Raw genomic sequence first — 19,084 nt, forward strand, 5'->3', positions numbered from 1 at the left:
CGCGAGCTATCTGCGCCGCGGTCCGGTCGTGCTGATCCCGGTCCGCCTCGGAGTCGGCGCGCGGCTGGGCGTCAACGCCGGCTACATGGCCTTTTCAGAAAAGAACCGCTGGCTGCCCTTCTAGGGCAAGCTGCGATCAGATGGGATCGCAGCCTGCCCTAGAATTGTTTGATGCCGCATTGCTTCTTGCGAAAAGCCGGTACCCACCTTTTCGCGCAATGCTCCAATCCTCCCCGGTACGGGGAGGGGGACCGCGAAGCGGTGGAGGGGCTACACTCGACCGCGAAGCGGTGGAGGGGCTGCACTGGATAGAATGGAGAAACCCCTCCACCATGCTGCGCATGGTCCCCCTCCCCGTACCGGGGAGGATTAGCCGAATTCGAGGCTCTCGAAGCGGACCGGCTGCCCGTGCGCCTGGTCAGCAAGGCTCGTTTCCCACATCACGCGCCGGCCGCGGATGATCGTGCCGACCGGCTTGCCGGTCAGCCGCTTGCCGGTGAACGGCGACCAGCCGCAGCGCGACGCGAGCCAATTCTCCTCGATCGTCCACTGCGCCTTGAGGTCGACGATCGTGAAATCGGCGTCATAGCCGGCCGCGATCCGGCCCTTGCCGACGATGCCGAAGATCCGCTGCGCGCCGGCCGAGGTGAGGTCGACCAGGCGCTGCAGGCTGGTCCGCCCGTTGGCGACATGGTCGAGCAGCAAAGGCAGCAAGGTCTGGACCCCCGGCATGCCGCTCGGGCTCGCCGGATAAGGCTTGGCTTTTTCTTCCTTGGTGTGGGGCGCGTGATCCGATCCGATCACGTCCGGCACCCCCTGGTTGAGCCAGTGCCACAGCCCATCGCGATGCGCGGCCGAACGGATCGGGGGGTTCATCTGGGCATAGGTGCCGAGCGCAGGATAGGCTTCCTCGCCGGCGAGCGTCAGATGCTGCGGCGTCACCTCGCAGGTTGCGATGTCCTTGTTGCGCGCGATCAAGGCGAGCTCGGCCGGGGTGGTGACGTGGAGGATGTGGATCCGACGCCGCGCCGCCCGCGCCAGCGCGAGGATGCGCTGCGTTGCGAGCATGGCGCTTTCGTCGTCGCGCCAGACCGGGTGGCTCGACGGATCGCCCTCGATGCGCTCGCCGAGGCGTGCGTTCATCCGCGCCTCGTCCTCGGCATGGATCGCGACGCGGCGGCGCCCGGACGCCAGCACCCGAGCGAGCGCATCGTCCTCGGCAACGAGCAGGTCGCCGGTCGAGGCGCCCATGAAGATCTTCACGCCTGCAGCGCCCGGCAGCCGCTCGAGCTCGCCGAGCATAGGGGCATTGGCGGCGGTCGCCCCGATGTAGAATGCGTGGTCGCACCACATCCGGTTGGCCGCGCGCCCGAGCTTGTCGTCGAGCGCCTCGGCGCTGTCGGTGTTGGGCTTGGTGTTGGGCATCTCGAACACTGCGGTGACGCCGCCGAGCACCGCCGCGCGGCTGCCGCTTTCGAGATCCTCCTTGGCCTCGAGCCCTGGCTCGCGGAAATGGACCTGGGTGTCGATCACGCCGGGGAGGATCGTGAGGCCGGTGCAGTCGATCGTCTCGCCGGCATCGCCGCGCTCGCCGATCGCGGCGATCTTGCCGCCGCTGACCGCGACGTCCGCTTCGATCGGGCCGCCGGGCGTCCACACGGTGCCGTTCCTCAGCATCAGATCGTAGCTGCTCATGGCATTCCTTCCGGCCATTCGGCCCAGCCCTGCTTTCCTTTTCGGTCCCGCCTCCCTAACTGCTGAACATGCCCGCGACCACCCTCGACGACCGCGCATTGCTCCGCCTCTCCGGCGACGGTGTCCGCGACTTCCTTCAGGGGCTGGTGACCAACGATGTCGCCGCGCTCGGCGAGAGCACGCCTTTGTGGTCGGCCCTGCTGACCCCCCAGGGCAAGGTCCTGTTCGACTTCATCCTCTGGGCCGACGGCGATGACGTGCTGATCGATTGCGAAGCCGCCCAAGCCGATGCGCTCGCCCGCCGGCTGACGCTCTATCGCCTGCGCCGCGCGATCGTCATCGCCCGCGACGACAGCCTCGCGGTCCACTGGTCGCCCGATGCGGAGACTGGGGCCGGGCGAACGCGCGATCCGCGCCTCGCAGCGCTTGGCCACCGCTGGCTCGCACCCGCGTCGGAGCCCGCCGAAGGCTGGCTCGCCCACCGCCTCGCGCTCGGCGTCACCGAGGGCGCGGCCGAGCTCGGCGACATCCTCTGGCTCGAGTGCAACGCCGCGGAGCTGAACGGCGTCAGCTTCACCAAGGGCTGCTACGTCGGCCAGGAAAATACCGCGCGGATGAACTATCGCTCGAAGGTCAACCGCCGGCTGGTAGTGGTGCCCGCCGCCGCCCCCGGCGATCGCACGCGCGTCCATTATCCGGAGCTCGACCTTGCGGTCGATCACCGTCGCATCGACGACCTCGATGGCGCGATCATCCCCGATTGGTTGAAACCGGCCTTGGCCTGAGCGTCCTCGCTGAGAGAAGATTGGTCAGCCGGTTCGGCTGGATGAGCTTCGCCTCGCGATCCGCCACAAGGTTACTGCGCCGATCAGCATCCAGACCAGGTTCAATGCCGTCGAGGGCAGCGCGCCGTGCCACCAGCCGTTGATGGCGAAGCCGGCGGCGCCGACGACGTTCATCGCCTGGTAGAGGCGGGACTGGCCGTCGACCCGGCCGAGCGAGAGCAGGAAATAGGCGCCGAGGATCAGCACCGCGCCGCCCCAGCCGACGGCCTCTATGGCTATTTCGTGCGCGCTCAGGCGGCGAGGTTCCGCAGCACGTAGTGGAGGATGCCGCCGCTGCGGAAATATTCGAGCTCGTTGAGCGTGTCGATCCGGCAGCGCGCGCGGAAGCTGAACCTGCTGCCGTCGGCGCGAGTCACCTGCACTTCCATCTCCTGGCGCGGCTGGACCGTCGGCACACCCTCGATCGTGAACGTCTCATCGCCGGTGAGGCCGAGGCTCTCGCGATTCTCGCCGTCGATGAACTGCAGCGGCAGCACGCCCATGCCGACCAGGTTCGAGCGGTGGATGCGCTCATAGGTTTCGGCGATCACGGCGCGCACTCCGAGCAGGGTCGTGCCCTTGGCTGCCCAGTCGCGCGACGAGCCGGTGCCATATTCCTTGCCCGCGATCACGACCAGCGGGGTGGCCGAGGCCTTGTAGAGCATCGCCGCGTCGTAGATCGGCATCACCTCGCCGGTCGGGACGTAACGGGTGACGCCGCCTTCGATTCCGGGTGTCATCTGGTTCTTGATGCGGATGTTGGCGAAGGTGCCGCGCATCATCACCTCGTGGTTGCCGCGGCGCGCGCCATAGCTGTTGAAGTCCTCGCGCGGGACCTTGTGCTCGGTGAGATATTTGCCCGCCGGGCTCTCGAGCTTGATCGCGCCGGCCGGGCTGATGTGATCGGTGGTGATGCTGTCGCCGAAGATCGCGAGCGGCCGAGCATTGTGGATGTCGGTGAGCGCAGTGGCGGTCATGCTCATGCCCTCGAAATAGGGCGGGTTCTGGATGTAGGTCGAGGCCGCCGACCAGGCATAGGTGTCGCCGCCGGTCACCGCGATCTTCCGCCAGCGCACGTCGCCCTGATAGACGTCGGCGTAACGCGTCCGGAACATGTCCGAATTGACATATTGGTCGATCAGCGAGCGGACTTCCTCGTTGCTCGGCCAGATGTCGCGAAGATAGACGTCCTCGCCGTTCTTGCCCTGGCCGATCGGCGTGGTGACCATGTCCTGGGTGACGCTGCCCTTGATCGCGTAAGCGACGACCAGCGGCGGCGAGGCGAGATAATTGGCGCGCACGTCGGGGCTGACCCGCCCTTCGAAGTTGCGGTTTCCCGACAGCACCGAGGCGGCGACCAGATCGTTGGCGTGGATCGCCTTCGAAATCGCTTCCGGCAGGGGGCCGGAATTGCCGATGCAGGTCGTGCAGCCATAGCCGACCAGATCGAAGCCGATCGCGTCGAGATCCTCCTGCAGGCCTGACTTGACCAGATAATCGGTGACCACCTGGCTTCCGGGCGCCAGCGAGGTCTTGACCCAGGGCTTGCTGTCGAGACCGCGTTCGCGCGCCTTGCGCGCCACCAGCCCGGCCGCGACCAGCACGCTCGGGTTCGAGGTGTTGGTGCAGCTCGTGATCGCGGCGATGACGACGTCGCCATGGCCGAGGTCGTGGCCGTTGACCGCCACCCGCGTGTCGAGCTCGGCGGGATTATGGCCATATTCCTTGGCGAAAGCGGAGCGGAACTCCTCGTCGAGCTCCGACAGCAGGACCTTGTCCTGCGGCCGCTTCGGGCCGGCGAGCGACGGCTCGACGGTCGACATGTCGAGCTCGAGCGTGTCGGTGAAGATCGGGTCGGCGATGCCGATCTCGTGCCACATGCCCTGCGCCCGGCAATAGGCTTCGACGAGGGCGATCTCGTCGTCGTTGCGGCCGGTCAGGCGGAGATAGTCGAGCGTCTTGGTATCGACCGGGAAGAAGCCGCAGGTCGCGCCATATTCGGGGGCCATGTTGGCGATCGTCGCGCGATCGGCGAGCGACAGCGCGGTCACGCCCGACCCGTAGAATTCGACGAACCGGCCGACCACGCCTTTCTTGCGCAGCATCTGGGTGACGGTCAGCACCAGATCGGTCGCGGTGATCCCCTCGCGCAGCGCGCCGGTGAGATGGAAGCCGACCACTTCGGGGATCAGCATCGACACGGGCTGGCCGAGCATCGCCGCCTCGGCCTCGATCCCGCCGACGCCCCAGCCGAGGACGCCGAGGCCGTTGACCATCGTCGTATGGCTGTCGGTGCCGACCAATGTGTCGGGATAGGCGACCTCCTGGCCCGCGGCGTCTTGCGACGACCAGATGGTGCGCGAGATATGCTCGAGATTGACCTGGTGGCAGATGCCGGTCCCTGGCGGGACGACCTTGAAATTGTCGAACGCGCCCGAACCCCATTTGAGGAACTCGTAGCGTTCGATGTTGCGCTCATATTCGAGCTCGACGTTGCGCTCGAACGCCTTGGGGGAGCCGAACTCGTCGACCATCACGCTGTGATCGATGACGAGATGCACCGGGACCTGCGGATTGATCTTCTCCGGGTTGCCGCCGAGCGCCTTCATCGCATCGCGCATCGCGGCGAGGTCGACCACCGCCGGCACGCCGGTGAAATCCTGCATCAGCACGCGCGCGGGGCGATATTGGATCTCGCGAGCGGTCGCGCCCTTGTCCTGCTGCCAGTCGACCAGCGCCTGGACGTCGTCGCGCGTGACCGTCTTGCCGTCCTCGAAGCGCAGCAGATTCTCGAGCAGCACCTTCATCGAGAAAGGCAGGCGCGAGACGTCGCCGAGCTGCTCGGCCGCCTTGGCGAGCGAATAATAGGCGAAGTCCTTGCCGGCGACGCTCAAGGTGGAGCGGGTATTGAGCGTGTCGTGGCCGGTGGCAGTCATAGGGGCTCCGTCGGGAAGTGCTGTCTCGCCCCGCTGGGGCAGCGGCGGCTTTGCGGCGCCTCTAGCAAGCCGGGGTGCCCGGGGGAAGGGGCGCGGGTCGCTTCGCGGCCACCGCATCCTGGACCCGCGCGGCCCTCCGGCCCACGCCGTGCGGCAGCCATGCATGCCTGCCGCCGACGCCACCGGCGGACGGAAATCGGGCCTTGTTTCGCCTATCGGTGAATTTTTTGTGACTGTGGCCTCAACGACTCACCCGCAATCGTAAACGGCTCGCCGCTGGGCATTTTCACTCCGTGCACGGCGGTGAGCAGGCGACGGCGCTGCACCGGCCCGGTCCCGTTCATCTGTGCGACATGAAACCGTGGAGTTTATCGCACGTTGATCCGCCAAGTTAAGGAAGGAAGTGACATGGCGAGTATGATCGAATCGACCGGCCAGGTGTATAATCACAACCCAGCAGCACGCGGCTATCACGTCGTCTATCGCGAGCATGAAGTTAACCATTGCCCCGGCTGCAGCCGTACGCATTGGTATGTCGGCCGGACGATGGCGGAATGCGCCTTTTGCCAGACGGCACTGCCGCTCGAAGCCTCGAAGCAGGTCGGCCAGGGCGGCGTGACCATCCACGTCCGCCGTCCCGCTTACCCGCCCGAAGAGCACGCCTTCGCCGCCTGATCAACCAGCCCGGCCCCGCACCGGCGGGGCCGGCGCCTGGCGGCCGCCACTCCAATCTTTTCGGCCGCGCGTTAACGCTCCGTTGGTCCCGCTCGGGCTAGCCGTGCGCGATGGGGCGACTTTCTTTCAGCCAGGTCTCTCTCCTCGGCGTGCTCGCCGTGGGCGCCGCCATTCTGGTTGGCGCCGAGCTGCTGACACGTCAGCCTCTCGCTCCACCGCCGCTGCCCAGCGCCGAGCAAGCGCCTGCCGCGGCGCCCGAGCAGATCGGCAACGGTGAAGCGCGCTACGAGATCAAGCGTGCGGCCGACAATCACTTCTACGCCGAAGCCCAGGTCAACGGCGCGTTGATCCGCTTCCTCGTCGACACCGGCGCCTCGAGCGTCGTGCTGACGCGCGATGATGCGCTGCGCGCCGGGATCGCCGCGGGTGAATTCAGCGCCGAAGCCATCGGCGCCGGCGGTCGGGTGCGATTGATGCCGATCGCGATCGACCGCCTGGCGCTCGGTCCGCTCGAAGCGACCGACGTCCCTGCCATGGTCGCCGAAGGCGGCCTGACCGTGTCGCTGCTCGGCCAAAGCTATCTCGCGAAGACCGGCAGCGTCTCGATCCAGGGCGATCTGATGGTGCTGCGCTAGCTGCTTCGCGCTCGCCTAGCTGGGTTGGGGTCTGCGCCGCACCGGGACCGGAGCGTTGCAGAGATCGACGCCGCCCGCGGGCCGCTCGAAGAAATCCCCGCCGCGGTTGGCGCGTCCGGTGACATAGTCGGAAAATGCGGCGCTGTCGGAACGCAGCACCTGATAGACCGGCCGTGCAGCGGGCGGAATATCAGCCGCGATCCGCGCACGAACGATGCCGATGTCCGCGCTGCGGTCCGTGTAGAAGCCGAGCGCACCGGTCCCGCGCGGACGTGCCGACAAGGCGTGGATTCCGTCGATCACGCGCCCGACCGCGGCGATATTGAGGTCGAGATGGCGCGGCGCGTGGCCGATCACCGCATAAAGCTCGCCGCCGGCCCCGGTGTCGGGTGCAAGGCTGCGGCCGGCGCCGACAGTGGCATAGCAATGCGCCAGCCACGCGCGGCCGCGGCCCGGATCATAGCCGATCGCCCAGCCGCCGGCATGGCCGGCAATCGGTGCATAGCTGTCCGGAAAGCCCAGCGGGCGTGGCCTCAGCCCGTGCAGGGGCCGGTCATATTCGGCCGGGGGACGCTCGACGACGCCGGCGGGCAGTGGCCTTTCGCTCTCGTTCAAGCCCCATTGCGCGACATAATTATCGTGCACCCGGTAGACCGCGGCGCCGTCCCACCAGCCCGCACGCGCGAATGCGCGGATGTTGGCGACATGGACCGGCGCGAATTCGGGCGCGAGTTCGATCGTCACCCGCGAACCATCGGCGAGGTCGATCAGCAGCAGATTGGCAGGATCGACATCGCGCCAGTCGGCCGCGGCGGCGCTTTCCACCACCTTGGCGGGATCACTCGCGCCGGCGACCGGCGCGGGACGCCAGGAGCCGTCGCGCGACGGCGGCGCGCTCTGGCTCTCCTTCCCGCTCGGCGCGCAGGCTCCGACAAGTCCCAGAGCGGAAAAGAGGGCAAGGATTGCCCGGCGTCTCAAAATCCTACCCCTTCTTTGACACGGACCAGATAGGTCCACCGCGCGATCGAGCAATATTCAATAGTTCCTGCAATTCGCACAGGCGGAAAGACCCTGTGCCCTCGTGGGCCGCGTTTTTCATCTTCTTGATCTCGATCAGGGGCAGCCACGGCAAAACATGGTAAAACGAAACCTACCCATCAGCTTGGGGGGGACGTCGTGGAAACGAACCTGCAATATTATGCCCGCCGGGCCGCCGAAGAGCTGCGCGCAGCCGCAAACGCCGAGTCGGCCGAAGCGCAGATCCGGCACCGGACCCTGGCGGAAAAATATGCCGTGATCGTGCAGGAGCAGGCGAACATACCCGCAGACCTGCACACGGCAGAGGCAGCCGAAGACTAAGCGCGCTTCCGGTTGTTTGCACCGCTCGGGCGGCCGCGCAGCCGGTCCGACCCGCGGCTCGCCCGGATGTGGTCGGTGAATGACGCCGACGGCGTTTTGATCAGCGCGCCTGAGGAATGAAGTTCGCCAGCTCGTCCTTGAGGCTCTGCATGCGATCGAGATGAAGCGCCGAAAGGCCGAAATGTGCCTGCGCTGCCTGGATGCAGCTCGCGCTCAACGCCCGGTCGAGCTCGGCCATCGCCCGCTCGGAATGGAAATCGATATCTTCGTCAATGTGCATCTTTGCTCAGTCCCGACTCGATTGGGAACTCTACTAATTGCCCATCGCCAAGGTCGGCGATGTGAGCGGCAAGCGCCTTGACGTGCGTTACAAAATCCGAATCTTTTTCTCTGATCTATGTTGAATGATCCGCGCGTTGATCTTCGAGCCGGCGCGGTAACATTCTCAGCCCCGACTGTTCAATTTGCACGCTCGGATGCGAGCCGGCTGCTCGCGCTGGAGCCAGCGTGGGATGCCGTCGCCGGCGCTCGATCCTGTTTCTCGCGCCGCTCATGCACGTAGGAAAGCCAGCGCAGGAACATGCCGGCGATCGACGTCGCCATCCCGAGGATGAGCAGGATCCGCATTGCCGGATGTTCGGCGGTTGCCGTCCAGGCGACTGCGCCGAGCAGCAGCACGCTGATGATCGAAATCAAATAACCGGAAGTCTTGAGCACACGAACCTCCACTTGATCTGCCAAGCAAGCTGCAAGCCAACGTCGCAACGACCGGATGGATGCGGCGCGCCTCGAGGGCGCGGCTGCGTTTACTTCTGCTTAGCGTCGAGCCTCTAATCCGGCTCTTGGGGGATTCACGCTATGACTGCAGTACAGCCGATCAGAATGCCGCTGGCAATCAAGCGCGGCTCAAGGCGCGCGCGGCTCATGCTTCCAGCGAGCCTGCTCACCGCCACCGGCCAGCTCGACATCCGGCTGCGCGATCTGTCGAACGCCGGCGCGCTTGCCGAAGCGTCGCAGGCGCCGGCCGAGGGCAGCGACGTCGTCGTCGCATTCGGCGGCGCTGCGCTCCCCGCGACGGTCGCGTGGGTCGTCGGAAAGCGCTTCGGGCTGCTGTTCCAGATCATGCTGAGCGACGAGGAGGTCGCGGCCTACTCGGCGGCGCGGCGACTCGCCTAAAGGAGCATTGCGCGAAAAGGTGGGTACCGGCTTTTCGCATGCAGCAATGCGGCGTCAAAAGGCTACTAAATCGTTGCGCGTAAGAGGCTTCAGCGCAGCGGAAGCTCGCGCTGGTCGGGCTCGAAGCGGTGCCAGCCGTGCGGGCCCAATTTCTCGAGTGGACGGAAGCGCGCCTTATAGGCCATGCGCTTGGAATCCTCGACCCAATAGCCGAGATAGACGTAGGGCAGGCCGGCGTGCGCGGCGCGCACGATGTGGTCGAGGATGATGTAAGTGCCGAGCCCCGGGCGGGCGCCTTCGTCGGTGTCGAAGAAGCTGTAGATCATCGACAGTCCGTCGGCCTGCTGATCGGTCAGGCACGCGCCGATCAGCTTGCCCGGCCGCCCGTCGAGCGACGGCTCGCGATATTCGACGAGGAAGGTCTTGACCGGGCTCTGCTCGACCATGTCGGCGAAGTCGTTCTCGTCCATATCGATCATGCCGCCGCCCGGATGGCGGCTTTTCAGATATTTGCGCAGGAGGAGATATTGCTCCTCGGTCGTCCACGGCTTGCACGCCGTCACCTCTATCTCGGAATGACGGCGCAACGTCCGGCGCTGGCTGGCGCTGGGCTGGAACTCGCTCGCCACGACCCGGACCGAGACGCACGCCGAGCAATCGAGGCAGCTCGGGCGATAGGCGACGCCCTGGCTCCGGCGAAAGCCGATGCGGCCGAGCGCGTCGTTGAGCTCGGCGGCATGCTGCCCGCTCAATTCGGTGAAGACTTTCCGCTCGGTCTTGCCCTCGAGATAAGGGCATGGCGAGGGCGTCGTCACGAAAAAGCGGGGAAAGCGAAAAGGTGCGCTCACCGGGACTCCGAAAATGCGAGGCGTGGTTGCTAAATTCTTTATGCGTCTTCGCCGCCTTCAATGGAAGAGCGGGCGCGACGAAATGCGGCTGAATCGACAAGCCGTTTCAGCGTGGGACCTTTTGGCCGGACATATTGTCGCGCCGACACGCGACTCACCGGCACGGAAACGCAAAGCGTTCCCGATAGACTAGCGCGTCTCGACCGGCCTGACCGGAAATCCTTCGGCCTTCAAATCCTCGACCAGCCGCTGGAGATGGGCGGCGTCGCGGGCTTCGCATTCGATGTCGGCGAACAGGCCCTTCGCCGGCAGCGCGGTGAAGATGCGCTGATGCGAGACTTCGATGATGTTGACCTGGTGCTTGTCGAACAGCCGCGCCACCGCATAGAGCGCGCCCGGCCGGTCCTGGAGCTGGATGCGCAGCCGCGCCAAGCGCCCGGAGCGGACGAGGTCGCGCAGCAGCACGTTGGCGAGCAGGCGCGTGTCGATATTGCCGCCGGTGAGGATCAGGCCGACGGTCTTGCCCTTGAAGCGTTCGGGATGTGCCAGCAACGCGGCAAGCCCGGCCGCGCCGGCGCCTTCGACCACCGTCTTCTCGATCTGCAGGAACAGGCTGACCGCGGTCTCGATCTCGGCCTCGGGGACGAGCAATATCTCGTCGACGATGCGCGCGAGGATCTCGGCGGTGAGCCGGCCCGGCTCCTTGACCGCAATGCCTTCGGCGATCGTGTCCCCCGACGAGGGAAGATCGTGCCCGCCGAGGCGGCAGTACATTGACGGATAAAGCTCGGCCTGCACGCCGACCAGCTCGATATGCGGCCACAAGGCGCGCGCGGCGGTGCCGACGCCGGACATCAGGCCCCCGCCGCCGATCGGGACGATCAACGTGTCGATCATCGGCGCATCGCCGAGCATCTCGAGCGCGACGGTGCCCTGGCCGGCGATCACCTCGGCATCGTCGAACGGATGGACGAAAGTGAGGCTGCGCGCCTGGGCGAGCTCGAGCGCGTGGCGGAACGCATCGTCGAACGTCTCGCCGTGCAGCACGATCGTAGCGCCATGGCCTTCGGTCTGCATCACCTTGATCGTCGGTGTCGGCACCGGCATCACGATCGTCACCGGAATCCCAAGCCGAGCGCCGTGATAGGCGAGCCCCTGCGCGTGATTGCCGGCCGAGGCCGCGATCACGCCGCGCTCGCGGGTCGCCGTGTCCATCAGCAGCAATTTGTTGAGCGCGCCCCGCTCCTTGTAGGAGGCGGTGAACTGCAGATTCTCGAACTTGAGATAGACGTCGGCGCCGGTGAGCTCGGACAATGTGCCGCTGCGCATCGTCGGCGTGTGCACCACCGCACCCTCGATCCGGCGCGCGGCGGCGCGGATGTCGGCAAGCGTGACGGGAAGATCCGGTGAAGGTGCGGGACTGGCCATGCGCACGGCTTAGGGACCAATGCCCATCATCGCAACAATCCTGATCTTAGGGCCCCGGGGGTTCGCAGCTCCATGCGCCCGGACGCGGGCACCCCTCCCGAGGCATTTGGCACGGCGGCCAAACTATGCTTATGCGCCTGTCATGGCACGGATCGCATTTCTCGGGCTCGGCGTGATGGGCGCCCCGATGGCCCGCCACCTCGCCGCCGCGGGCCACAGCCTGACGGTCTACAATCGCACCGCGGAAAAGGCCCGTGACTGGGTCGCGCAGCACGGCGGCGCCGCGGCGGCGACGCCGGCGGCGGCCGCGGGCGGCGCCGACGTCGTCATCTCCTGCGTCGGCCGGGATGCCGACGTCGAGGAGGTCACGATTGGCCCTGATGGCGCGTTCCGCAACATGCGCGACGGCAGCCTCTACATCGATCACACCAGCATCTCGGCGCGCGTCGCGCGCAAGCTTGCGCAGGAAGGCGCGCAGCTCGGCATCGCCTGCGTCGATGCGCCGGTGTCCGGCGGCCAGGCCGGCGCCGAGCAGGGCAAGCTTTCGGCAATGTGCGGCGGCACCGCCGACGCAATCGCCCAAGCAACGCCGCTGATGCAATGCTATTCGGCGCGTATTGTCCACATTGGCGAGGCCGGTGCGGGTCAGCTAACCAAAATGGTTAACCAGATTGCCATTGCCGGGGCGCTGCAGGGTGTCGCCGAGGCGCTGGCTTTCGCCAAGGCGTCCGGCCTCGACACCACCAAGGTGCTCGAAGCGGTGTCGGGCGGCGCGGCCCAGAGCTGGCAGATGGTCAACCGCTGGGAAACGATGGATGCCGGCAAGTTCGATTTCGGCTTCGCGGTCGATTGGATGCGCAAGGATTTGGGCATCGCCCTCGACGAGGCGCGCAGCAATGGCGTCGCGCTTCCGGTCACGGCGCTGGTCGATCAATTTTACGCGGACGTCCAGGCGATGGGCGGCTCGCGCCAGGATACGTCGTCGCTGATCCGAAGGCTGATTAGATGAAGCACTGGCTGGCGGCGGTTGCCGCCTTGCTGTGCGCCAGTGCGGCCGCGGCGGACACGTTGGTCGACAACGTCAACGGCTACACGCTCGATCGCAAGGGAGCGCTGATCCGCTTCACCGGGCTGCTCGTCGACGACGACGGCAACGTCAAGTCGCTGCTGGCGCGCAAGGACAAGCGCCCCGAGCGCCCGAGCTTCCGGCTAGACGGCCGCGGCCGAACCGTCATTCCGGGGATGATCGACGGCCACGGCCATGTCATGGCGGCCGGCTTCGGCGCGCTTCAGCTCGACCTCAGCCAGACCAGTTCGCTCGCCGAAGCGCAGGCCAGGATCGCCGCCTTCGCCGCCGCCAACCCGAGCCCGCGCTGGATCGTCGGCCGCGGCTGGAACCAGGAGCGCTGGGGGCTGGGCCGTTTCCCGACCGCTGCCGAGCTCGATGCGGTCGTGCCCGGCCGCCCGATCTGGCTGGAGCGTGTCGACGGCCACGCCGGCTGGGCGAACAGCGCCGCGATGCGCGAGGCCGGGATCGGCGCCGGCGTGGCGGCTCCGCCCGGCGGCCTTATCGAAATGGCCGGAAAGCAGCCGAGCGGCGTGTTCGTCGACAATGCGATGGCGCTGATCCAGAAAGCCATTCCGCTGCCCCTGCCGAGAGTGGGCGACCAGGCGTTCGCCAAGGCGCAGGAGATCGCGCTCAGCAACGGCCTCACGACCGTCGCCGACATGGGCACGACGATGAATGACTGGCTGGTGATACGCCGGGCGGCGGACAGGGGCGGCCTGGCGTTCCGGATCATTTCCTACGCCGACGGCGTCGACACCGCGCTTGCGATCGCCGGCGCCGGCCCCTCGCCGTGGCTCTATGGCGGCAAGCTCCGCATGATCGGCGTCAAGCTTTACGCCGATGGCGCACTCGGCTCGCGCGGCGCGTGGCTCAAGCAGGATTATCGCGATGCCCCCGGCCAACGCGGATTTGCCCTGCTCAACGATGCCGCGCTCAAGAATCTGATGAGCCGCGCCGCAATGGACGGCTTGCAGGTCGCGGTGCACGCGACCGGCGATGCCGCCAATCGCCAGGTGCTCGATGCGATCGAGGAGATGGCCGGCACCTACAGCGGCGACCGCCGCTGGCGGATCGAGCATGCCCAGATCGTCGACCCCGCCGATCTCCCGCGCTTCGCGCGCAACGGCACGATCGCTTCGATGCAGCCGGTCCATGCGACCTCCGATTGGAGGATGGCGGAGGCGCGGCTGGGGCCCGAACGGCTCGGCGGCGCCTATGCATGGCGGAGCATGCTGCAGAATCGCGTGCCGCTCGCATTCGGCTCTGACTTCCCGGTCGAATCGGCCAATCCATTCGCGGGCCTTGCCGCCGCGATCAGCCGCGAGGAAGCATCGGGCCAGCCGCCCGGCGGCTGGATGCCCGAGCAGAAGCTTTCGCTCGAGCAGGCGTTCGCCGCCTTCACCACCGGCGCGGCCTTCGCCGCCATGGCCGAAACGCGGCTCGGCACGCTCGAACGCGGCCATCTCGCCGACTTCCTGTTCATCGACCGCGACATCTTCGCCGCCGGCGCCACCCCCCAGCAGATCCGCGCGACCCAGGTGCTCGAAACATGGGTGGGCGGGCGCAAGGTCTGGCAGCGGCGGTAAACGGACGCGCTCCGGCCTGCCCTCGCTCAGCCCTTATCCCACCAGCCGCGTCATCTGCCCCACGGTCAGCAGCTGCGGCAGGATCTGCGCCTCCTTGCCGGGCGGATAATAGAGATAGAGCGGCACGCCTGAACGGCCGTGCTTTTCGAGGAAGCGGCTGATCGCGGCATCGCCGTCGGTCCAGTCGCCGGCGAGCACCGCCACGTTGCGTGCCTCGAACGCGCGCGCGACCTCGCTCCGGGCGAGCACCGCCTTTTCGTTGACCTTGCAGGTGAGGCACCAGTCGGCGGTGAAGTAGACGAACACCGGCCTTCCCTCGGCGCGCCGTTCGGCGAGCCGAACTTCCGCGAACGGCTCTGCGCCCGCCAGCACTTGGGAGCGCAGCGAGGCCGGCGCGCTCGCCGCCGGCACCAGCGCGATCGCAGCAATGCTTGCAAGCGCCGCCGGCGCCAGCGGCAGCCACGCCCGGCCTTCGCCCCGGCGGCGGCCGACCCACCACAAGGCGAGCGCGAGGACCAGGGTTGCGGCAAGGCCGAGCGCGAGGCCGGTGCCGCCCGCCTGCCGGCTGAGGACCCAGGCGAGCCCGACCGCGGTCACCGCCATCGGCAGCGCCATCCAGCGGCGGAAGCGCACCATCCAGGGACCGGGCCTGGGAAGGCGTTGGCGCAGCGCGGGCACGAAGCCGAGCAGCAGGAACGGCACGGCAAGACCAAGGCCAAGCCCGGCGAACACGGCAAGCGCAGCCGCGGCCGGGAGGACCAGTGCCGCACCGAGGGCAGCGCCCATGAACGGCCCGGTGCAGGGCGTCGCTACGAACGAGGCAAGCGCTCCGGTCCAGAACGCTCCGCTCGCGCCGCCGCGCGCCGCGAGCCCGTCGCCGCCGGTGATCGCGGGAAGCTCGAACAATCCGGCGAGATTGAGCGTGATCGCGCTGACCAGCAGGAGCAGCAGCAGGATGATGCGCGGATCCTGAAGCTGGAACGCCCAGCCGACGGCGTTGCCGCCGGCCCGTAGCGCGAGCAGGACTCCCCCGAGTGCAAGGCAGGTCAGGATCGCGCCCCCGGCATAGGCCAAGGCCTCGCGCCGCGCGGCGCGTTCCTCGCCGCCGGCGCGCGCCAGGCTCAGCGCCTTCAGGCTCAGGATCGGGAACACGCACGGCATGATGTTGAGCAGCAACCCGCCGACGACCGCGCCGAGCAACGCGAGCACCAGCAGCCGGCCCTGCCCGCGCGCTTCCGTCACCAATGCCCCGCCCGCCGCCGGCACCGCGCCCGGCGCCGCGCTCAGCGAAAGGCCGTTGTCGGGGCCGATCTTGAGCACGCCTTCGAGCGCGGCGAGGCGCGGCGCATCGCGTGCCGCCTCGGCCTCGACGATCAGCATGTCTCCGCTGCGCGAGATCGACTGCGGCGCCGCATGCGCGATGGCGCGCGGATCAGTCGGGAAGAAATAGACGTCGCTGAGCGCGAGCGAGGCCGGCAACGGGACCGCGAGACGCAGCTTGCCGCCGGCCTGTTGGAAACGCGCAGGGCTCGTGAGCGGCTTGGGAAGCTGCTGCCGATAAGCATCGAACAGCGCCCGGCGCTCGGGTGCCGCCGTGCCGCTGCCGACGATCAGCTCGGTCGCGACCTCGGCCGTCTCCGGAACGCAGATCCGGTCGGTGCAGGCGAGATAATCGAGCTTGGCGCGAACCGGCAGTCGCGTGCCGGGCGCGATCCCCGCAGGAATGCTGAGCTCGACCAGCGGGGCATAATCATCCTCGTAGACATAGTTCATCAGCCCGGCGATCGTCAGCCGGCCCGGCACCGGATAATGAAGCCGGCCGGCCGTGACACCGGCAGGAAGATCCCAAGCGATCCTCATCTCGCTGCCGGCATCGCCGGGGTTCTGCCAATAGCCGTGCCAGCCCTTCTCCGGCCGCATCACCAGCGCGAGCGTGACGATCTTGCCCGCCGCCGGCCGATCGCTTTCGGCGACGAGGGTGGCGGCGATCGCATTGCGGCCGCCTGGTCCCGCGGGCAATTGCGCGTTCGCGCCGCCGATCGCGAGCATCGGCAGCACGAGCCAAATCAGCCAAAACCAGCAGCGGGCCATCGAAGCTCCAAATCGAGTCACATCTCAGCCAGGCTGAGCGCACCAGCCTCTAGGCGTTTTTCGGCTGAGGTGAAATTGCGCGGCCGGTGGGAAATGGCCATGGTTCACGGCGCTGACGCAATCGGCGTCCAAAACGGAATCCTGGAATGAACAAGCTTCTTGCCCTGCTGGTCGCCATCTTCGCCTCTGCCGCGCCGGCGACCGCCGCGCCCGCTCGGCCCAAGTTGGTTGTCGCCATTTCCGTCGATCAATTGTCCGCCGATCTGTTCGAGCAATACCGCCCGCATTTCACCGGCGGCCTCAAGCGGATTGCCGGCGGCGTGGCTTACGGCAATGGCTATCAGGCGCATGCCACGACCGAGACCTGTCCCGGCCATGCGACGATCCTCACCGGCGCGCACCCTGCCCGCAGCGGGATCATCGCCAACCATTGGATCGATTTCGCCGCACCGCGCGCCGACAAGCAGGTCTATTGCGCCGAGGACGAGCGCCTGTCCGCGCCCGGCGGCGGGGCGCGGATCTCGCCTGTGCACCTTCGCGTGCCGACGCTCGGCGACCGCATGAAGCGCGCCGACTCGCGAAGCCGCACCGTGGCGGTCGGCGGCAAGGATCGCTCGGCAGTGATGATGGGCGGCCAGGCTGCCGATCAAGCGTGGTGGTGGAGCAATGGCCGCTTCGTCTCCAACGGCGCTTCGCCCGCGCCGGTCGCCGAACGGGTCAACCAGGCGATTGCCGCTGCGATCGCGCGGCCACGCCCGCCGCTGGTCCCGCCGGGCTTTTGCGGCGAACGCGACCGTGCGATCCCGCTGGCTGGCGGCAACAATGTCGGCACCTTCCGCTTCGCCCGTGCCGCCGGCGATGCGGCGGCGTTCGGCCAATCGCCGGAGGTCGACGCCGCGACCCTGACGATGGCTGCGGCGCTGGTCCAGCAGCTCCAGCTCGGCCGCGGGCCAGCACCCGACCTGCTGGCGGTCGGGCTGGCGGCAAGTGATTTCATCGGCCACCGATACGGCAGCGGCGGCGTCGAGATGTGCCTGCAATTGATGTCGCTCGACAGCGACCTCGGCGGCTTCCTGCGCCTGCTCGACGGCATGGGCCTGGACTATCTGGTGGTGCTCACCGCCGATCATGGCGGCCGCGACATTCCCGAACGCCGGCGGCTGCAGGGTGCGGCGGATGCGACCCGGCTCGATCCGGCGCTGACGCGCGAGCGGATCGGCGACGAGGTCGCGCGGCGACTCGGACTGGCCGGGCCGATATTCGTCGGCAATTGGTATCTGGCGCCGACGGTGCCGGCGAGCCGCCGTGCCGAGGCGCTCGCGCTGGCGGGCCAGCTGCTCGGCGCGCACCCGCAGGTCCACAAAGTCTATGACGCCGCGCAGGTCGCCGCGCAGCCGATACCACGCACCCCACCCGAAAGCTGGTCGGTGCTCGACCGGCTCCGCGCCTCCTACGTTCCGGGGCGCTCGCCCGACCTGTTCGTCGTCCACCAGCCGAACGTCACCCCGATCGCCAACCCGACCCCAACCGCGGTCGCGACCCACGGCAGCGTCTGGGACCATGATCGAAGGGTGCCGATCCTCTTCTGGTGGCCCGGCGCAATTCCCGAGCAGCGCAGCGCGAGCGCGATGACCGTGGACATCATGCCGACCCTGGCCGGGCTGCTGGGACTAAGCGTGCCGCCCGCCGAGGTGGACGGCCGCTGTCTCGACATCATTCCGGGCGCGGAGAGCAATTGTGATTAGGCGAACTCGTCCGCGATAGGACCGCTGCAAAGGTAGCCGAGATACCAGAAACCGTTCGGCCTGAGCTTGTCGAAGGCCTTTCCTTCTCTGAGAAAGAAGGAGAGCGGTTCGACAAGCTCACCGCGAACGGTGTCTTGCAGCGTCCCGCCATCGGCTGGACCTGGGCCTCACCTCTTCTCGAACTTCGCGATCTCGGTGCCCAGCCGGTTCTCGCCGATGTTGAGCCGGTCGCCGCTCAGGTCGGCGACGAACACGGTCGGCTTGGCGCCCGGCGCGAGCGTCGCTTCGTTGCCGGCGACGGCCAGCCCGTTCGAGCTGTGCTCGGCGCCCTCGGCCGCGACGACGATCATCGCGCTGTAATTTTCCTTGTCGCTGCCCTGGACGAAGACGTTGCCGCCAATCCGCCCGGTCGCGCCGTTGGGCAAGTCGATCATATAATTGGACGAATGGCCGTCGCTGTCGTCGAAGCTCGATTCGCTGACGTCGATGCGCGCGCCGCGGCTCTTGACGTAATGGCCGCCGGTGCCGCGCTCGAAACGCGCATTGCTGACGATCAGGCGGCCATAGTCGCCGATGTAGATGCTGTGCGCGCAATCGTCGCCGCAATAGCCAAGACCCGAGAAGGTCGACCGTTCGATGACGATCGTCGCGCCCGGGTCGTCGTGCGAGAGAATGCCGCTCTGGCTGTCGCGGAACAGGCTCTCCATCACGTGCAGATTGCCCTGCTGGAGACGAATGCCGGAGCCGTTGCCGTCCGACACCCTGATATTCTGGAAAGTGAGCCCGTTGACGATCGCGCCCTGGCCGGCGAGCACCAGCGCGGCCTTGCCCTGGCACGCGACGCCGTCGAACACCACCGTGCCCGGCTCGGCCGCGACATAGGCAATCTGGCCGGCCTGCTGCACCGCGCATTGGCGATACTGGCCGGGCGCGATCATGATCGTCCCCGCCCCGCCGCCGATCGATCCGACCGCGTCCTGCAGCCGCGAGAAACCCTTGCCGCTCTCCTGGACGACG

19 protein-coding genes are annotated in these 19,084 nt (G+C 67.5%); 9 read left to right on the top strand and 10 right to left on the bottom strand.

What is annotated here, in order from left to right:
* A partial coding sequence (locus V6M48_RS05620; protein ID WP_332811563.1) for an EipA family protein occupies positions 1-124 on the top strand: 124 nt, incomplete at its 5' end.
* A 245-nt stretch (positions 125-369) separates the two neighbouring features.
* Here the strand turns inward: V6M48_RS05620 and V6M48_RS05625 are convergent.
* On the bottom strand, positions 370-1,695 hold the full coding sequence (locus tag V6M48_RS05625) for a dihydroorotase (protein WP_332811546.1): 1,326 nt from the start codon (positions 1,693-1,695) through the stop codon (positions 370-372).
* Between the two features lie 68 nt (positions 1,696-1,763).
* On the opposite strand from V6M48_RS05625, the gene ygfZ reads away from it, so the two are divergent.
* Complete coding sequence (gene ygfZ, locus V6M48_RS05630; RefSeq protein ID WP_332811547.1) at positions 1,764-2,480, top strand: CAF17-like 4Fe-4S cluster assembly/insertion protein YgfZ; 717 nt, start codon at positions 1,764-1,766, stop codon at positions 2,478-2,480.
* A 24-nt stretch (positions 2,481-2,504) separates the two neighbouring features.
* On the opposite strand, the gene V6M48_RS12875 is transcribed toward ygfZ, so the two are convergent.
* Both V6M48_RS12875 and acnA read right to left on the bottom strand, forming a co-directional pair.
* Positions 2,505-2,855 (bottom strand): CBU_0592 family membrane protein, encoded by a 351-nt coding sequence (locus V6M48_RS12875; protein ID WP_443019053.1) that lies wholly within the window; start codon positions 2,853-2,855, stop codon positions 2,505-2,507.
* Positions 2,771-5,455, bottom strand: a complete 2,685-nt coding sequence (gene acnA, locus V6M48_RS05640; protein WP_332811549.1) for an aconitate hydratase AcnA — start codon at positions 5,453-5,455, stop codon at positions 2,771-2,773. The genes V6M48_RS12875 and acnA overlap by 85 nt, the downstream gene beginning before the upstream one ends.
* A 408-nt stretch (positions 5,456-5,863) precedes the next feature.
* On the opposite strand from acnA, the gene V6M48_RS05645 reads away from it, so the two are divergent.
* A complete protein-coding gene (locus tag V6M48_RS05645) occupies positions 5,864-6,130 on the top strand; it encodes a hypothetical protein (protein ID WP_332811550.1) in 267 nt (88 codons plus the stop codon).
* Between the two features lie 110 nt (positions 6,131-6,240).
* On the top strand, positions 6,241-6,765 hold the full coding sequence (locus V6M48_RS05650; RefSeq protein WP_332811551.1) for a retropepsin-like aspartic protease family protein: 525 nt from the start codon (positions 6,241-6,243) through the stop codon (positions 6,763-6,765).
* Positions 6,766-6,780: 15 nt separating this feature from the next.
* Here the strand turns inward: V6M48_RS05650 and V6M48_RS05655 are convergent, their stop codons facing one another.
* Positions 6,781-7,743: a peptidylprolyl isomerase gene (locus V6M48_RS05655; RefSeq protein ID WP_332811552.1), complete on the bottom strand. Its 963-nt coding sequence runs from the start codon at positions 7,741-7,743 to the stop codon at positions 6,781-6,783.
* 198 nt (positions 7,744-7,941) lie between these two features.
* Here V6M48_RS05655 and V6M48_RS05660 point away from each other — a divergent pair, with 198 nt between their 5' ends.
* On the top strand, positions 7,942-8,124 hold the full coding sequence (locus V6M48_RS05660) for a hypothetical protein (protein WP_332811553.1): 183 nt from the start codon (positions 7,942-7,944) through the stop codon (positions 8,122-8,124).
* A gap of 100 nt (positions 8,125-8,224) precedes the next feature.
* On the opposite strand, the gene V6M48_RS05665 is transcribed toward V6M48_RS05660, so the two are convergent.
* A complete protein-coding gene (locus V6M48_RS05665; RefSeq protein WP_332811554.1) occupies positions 8,225-8,404 on the bottom strand; it encodes a hypothetical protein in 180 nt (59 codons plus the stop codon).
* A gap of 179 nt (positions 8,405-8,583) precedes the next feature.
* Entirely contained in the window at positions 8,584-8,841 is a 258-nt protein-coding gene (locus V6M48_RS05670) for a hypothetical protein (protein WP_332811555.1), read from the bottom strand.
* Positions 8,842-9,006: 165 nt separating this feature from the next.
* Here V6M48_RS05670 and V6M48_RS05675 point away from each other — a divergent pair, with 165 nt between their 5' ends.
* Positions 9,007-9,300, top strand: a complete 294-nt coding sequence (locus V6M48_RS05675) for a PilZ domain-containing protein (protein WP_332811564.1) — start codon at positions 9,007-9,009, stop codon at positions 9,298-9,300.
* Between the two features lie 89 nt (positions 9,301-9,389).
* On the opposite strand, the gene V6M48_RS05680 is transcribed toward V6M48_RS05675, so the two are convergent.
* Positions 9,390-10,148: an arginyltransferase gene (locus tag V6M48_RS05680; protein ID WP_332811556.1), complete on the bottom strand. Its 759-nt coding sequence runs from the start codon at positions 10,146-10,148 to the stop codon at positions 9,390-9,392.
* 189 nt (positions 10,149-10,337) lie between these two features.
* Positions 10,338-11,576 (bottom strand): threonine ammonia-lyase, encoded by a 1,239-nt coding sequence (locus V6M48_RS05685; RefSeq protein WP_332811557.1) that lies wholly within the window; start codon positions 11,574-11,576, stop codon positions 10,338-10,340.
* 142 nt (positions 11,577-11,718) lie between these two features.
* On the opposite strand from V6M48_RS05685, the gene V6M48_RS05690 reads away from it, so the two are divergent.
* On the top strand, positions 11,719-12,585 hold the full coding sequence (locus V6M48_RS05690; protein WP_332811558.1) for an NAD(P)-dependent oxidoreductase: 867 nt from the start codon (positions 11,719-11,721) through the stop codon (positions 12,583-12,585).
* Entirely contained in the window at positions 12,582-14,231 is a 1,650-nt protein-coding gene (locus V6M48_RS05695; RefSeq protein ID WP_332811559.1) for an amidohydrolase, read from the top strand. The genes V6M48_RS05690 and V6M48_RS05695 overlap by 4 nt, the downstream gene beginning before the upstream one ends.
* Before the next feature lie 33 nt (positions 14,232-14,264).
* Here the strand turns inward: V6M48_RS05695 and V6M48_RS05700 are convergent, their stop codons facing one another.
* Positions 14,265-16,322, bottom strand: coding sequence for a protein-disulfide reductase DsbD family protein (locus V6M48_RS05700; RefSeq protein ID WP_332811560.1), 2,058 nt, complete (start codon positions 16,320-16,322; stop codon positions 14,265-14,267).
* Between the two features lie 146 nt (positions 16,323-16,468).
* Here V6M48_RS05700 and V6M48_RS05705 point away from each other — a divergent pair, with 146 nt between their 5' ends.
* The gene (locus tag V6M48_RS05705; protein WP_332811561.1) at positions 16,469-18,067 is read left to right on the top strand and encodes an alkaline phosphatase family protein; all 1,599 of its coding nucleotides are present in this window, start codon (positions 16,469-16,471) and stop codon (positions 18,065-18,067) included.
* A 167-nt stretch (positions 18,068-18,234) separates the two neighbouring features.
* On the opposite strand, the gene V6M48_RS05710 is transcribed toward V6M48_RS05705, so the two are convergent.
* A partial coding sequence (locus V6M48_RS05710) for a right-handed parallel beta-helix repeat-containing protein (RefSeq protein ID WP_332811562.1) occupies positions 18,235-19,084 on the bottom strand: 850 nt, incomplete at its 5' end.

Origin of the sequence: Sphingomonas sp., from assembly GCF_036677245.1 — a bacterium.
GTDB lineage: Bacteria > Pseudomonadota > Alphaproteobacteria > Sphingomonadales > Sphingomonadaceae > Allosphingosinicella.

Coding starts and splice junctions, on each gene's coding strand:
- V6M48_RS05625 (WP_332811546.1), bottom strand. CDS start 1,695: ATGAGCAGCTACGATCTGATGCTGAGGAACGGCACCGTGTGGACGCCC.
- ygfZ (WP_332811547.1), top strand. CDS start 1,764: ATGCCCGCGACCACCCTCGACGACCGCGCATTGCTCCGCCTCTCCGGC.
- acnA (WP_332811549.1), bottom strand. CDS start 5,455: ATGACTGCCACCGGCCACGACACGCTCAATACCCGCTCCACCTTGAGC.
- V6M48_RS05645 (WP_332811550.1), top strand. CDS start 5,864: ATGGCGAGTATGATCGAATCGACCGGCCAGGTGTATAATCACAACCCA.
- V6M48_RS05650 (WP_332811551.1), top strand. CDS start 6,241: ATGGGGCGACTTTCTTTCAGCCAGGTCTCTCTCCTCGGCGTGCTCGCC.
- V6M48_RS05665 (WP_332811554.1), bottom strand. CDS start 8,404: ATGCACATTGACGAAGATATCGATTTCCATTCCGAGCGGGCGATGGCC.
- V6M48_RS05675 (WP_332811564.1), top strand. CDS start 9,007: ATGCCGCTGGCAATCAAGCGCGGCTCAAGGCGCGCGCGGCTCATGCTT.
- V6M48_RS05685 (WP_332811557.1), bottom strand. CDS start 11,576: ATGGCCAGTCCCGCACCTTCACCGGATCTTCCCGTCACGCTTGCCGAC.
- V6M48_RS05690 (WP_332811558.1), top strand. CDS start 11,719: ATGGCACGGATCGCATTTCTCGGGCTCGGCGTGATGGGCGCCCCGATG.
- V6M48_RS05695 (WP_332811559.1), top strand. CDS start 12,582: ATGAAGCACTGGCTGGCGGCGGTTGCCGCCTTGCTGTGCGCCAGTGCG.
- V6M48_RS05700 (WP_332811560.1), bottom strand. CDS start 16,322: ATGGCCCGCTGCTGGTTTTGGCTGATTTGGCTCGTGCTGCCGATGCTC.
- V6M48_RS05705 (WP_332811561.1), top strand. CDS start 16,469: ATGAACAAGCTTCTTGCCCTGCTGGTCGCCATCTTCGCCTCTGCCGCG.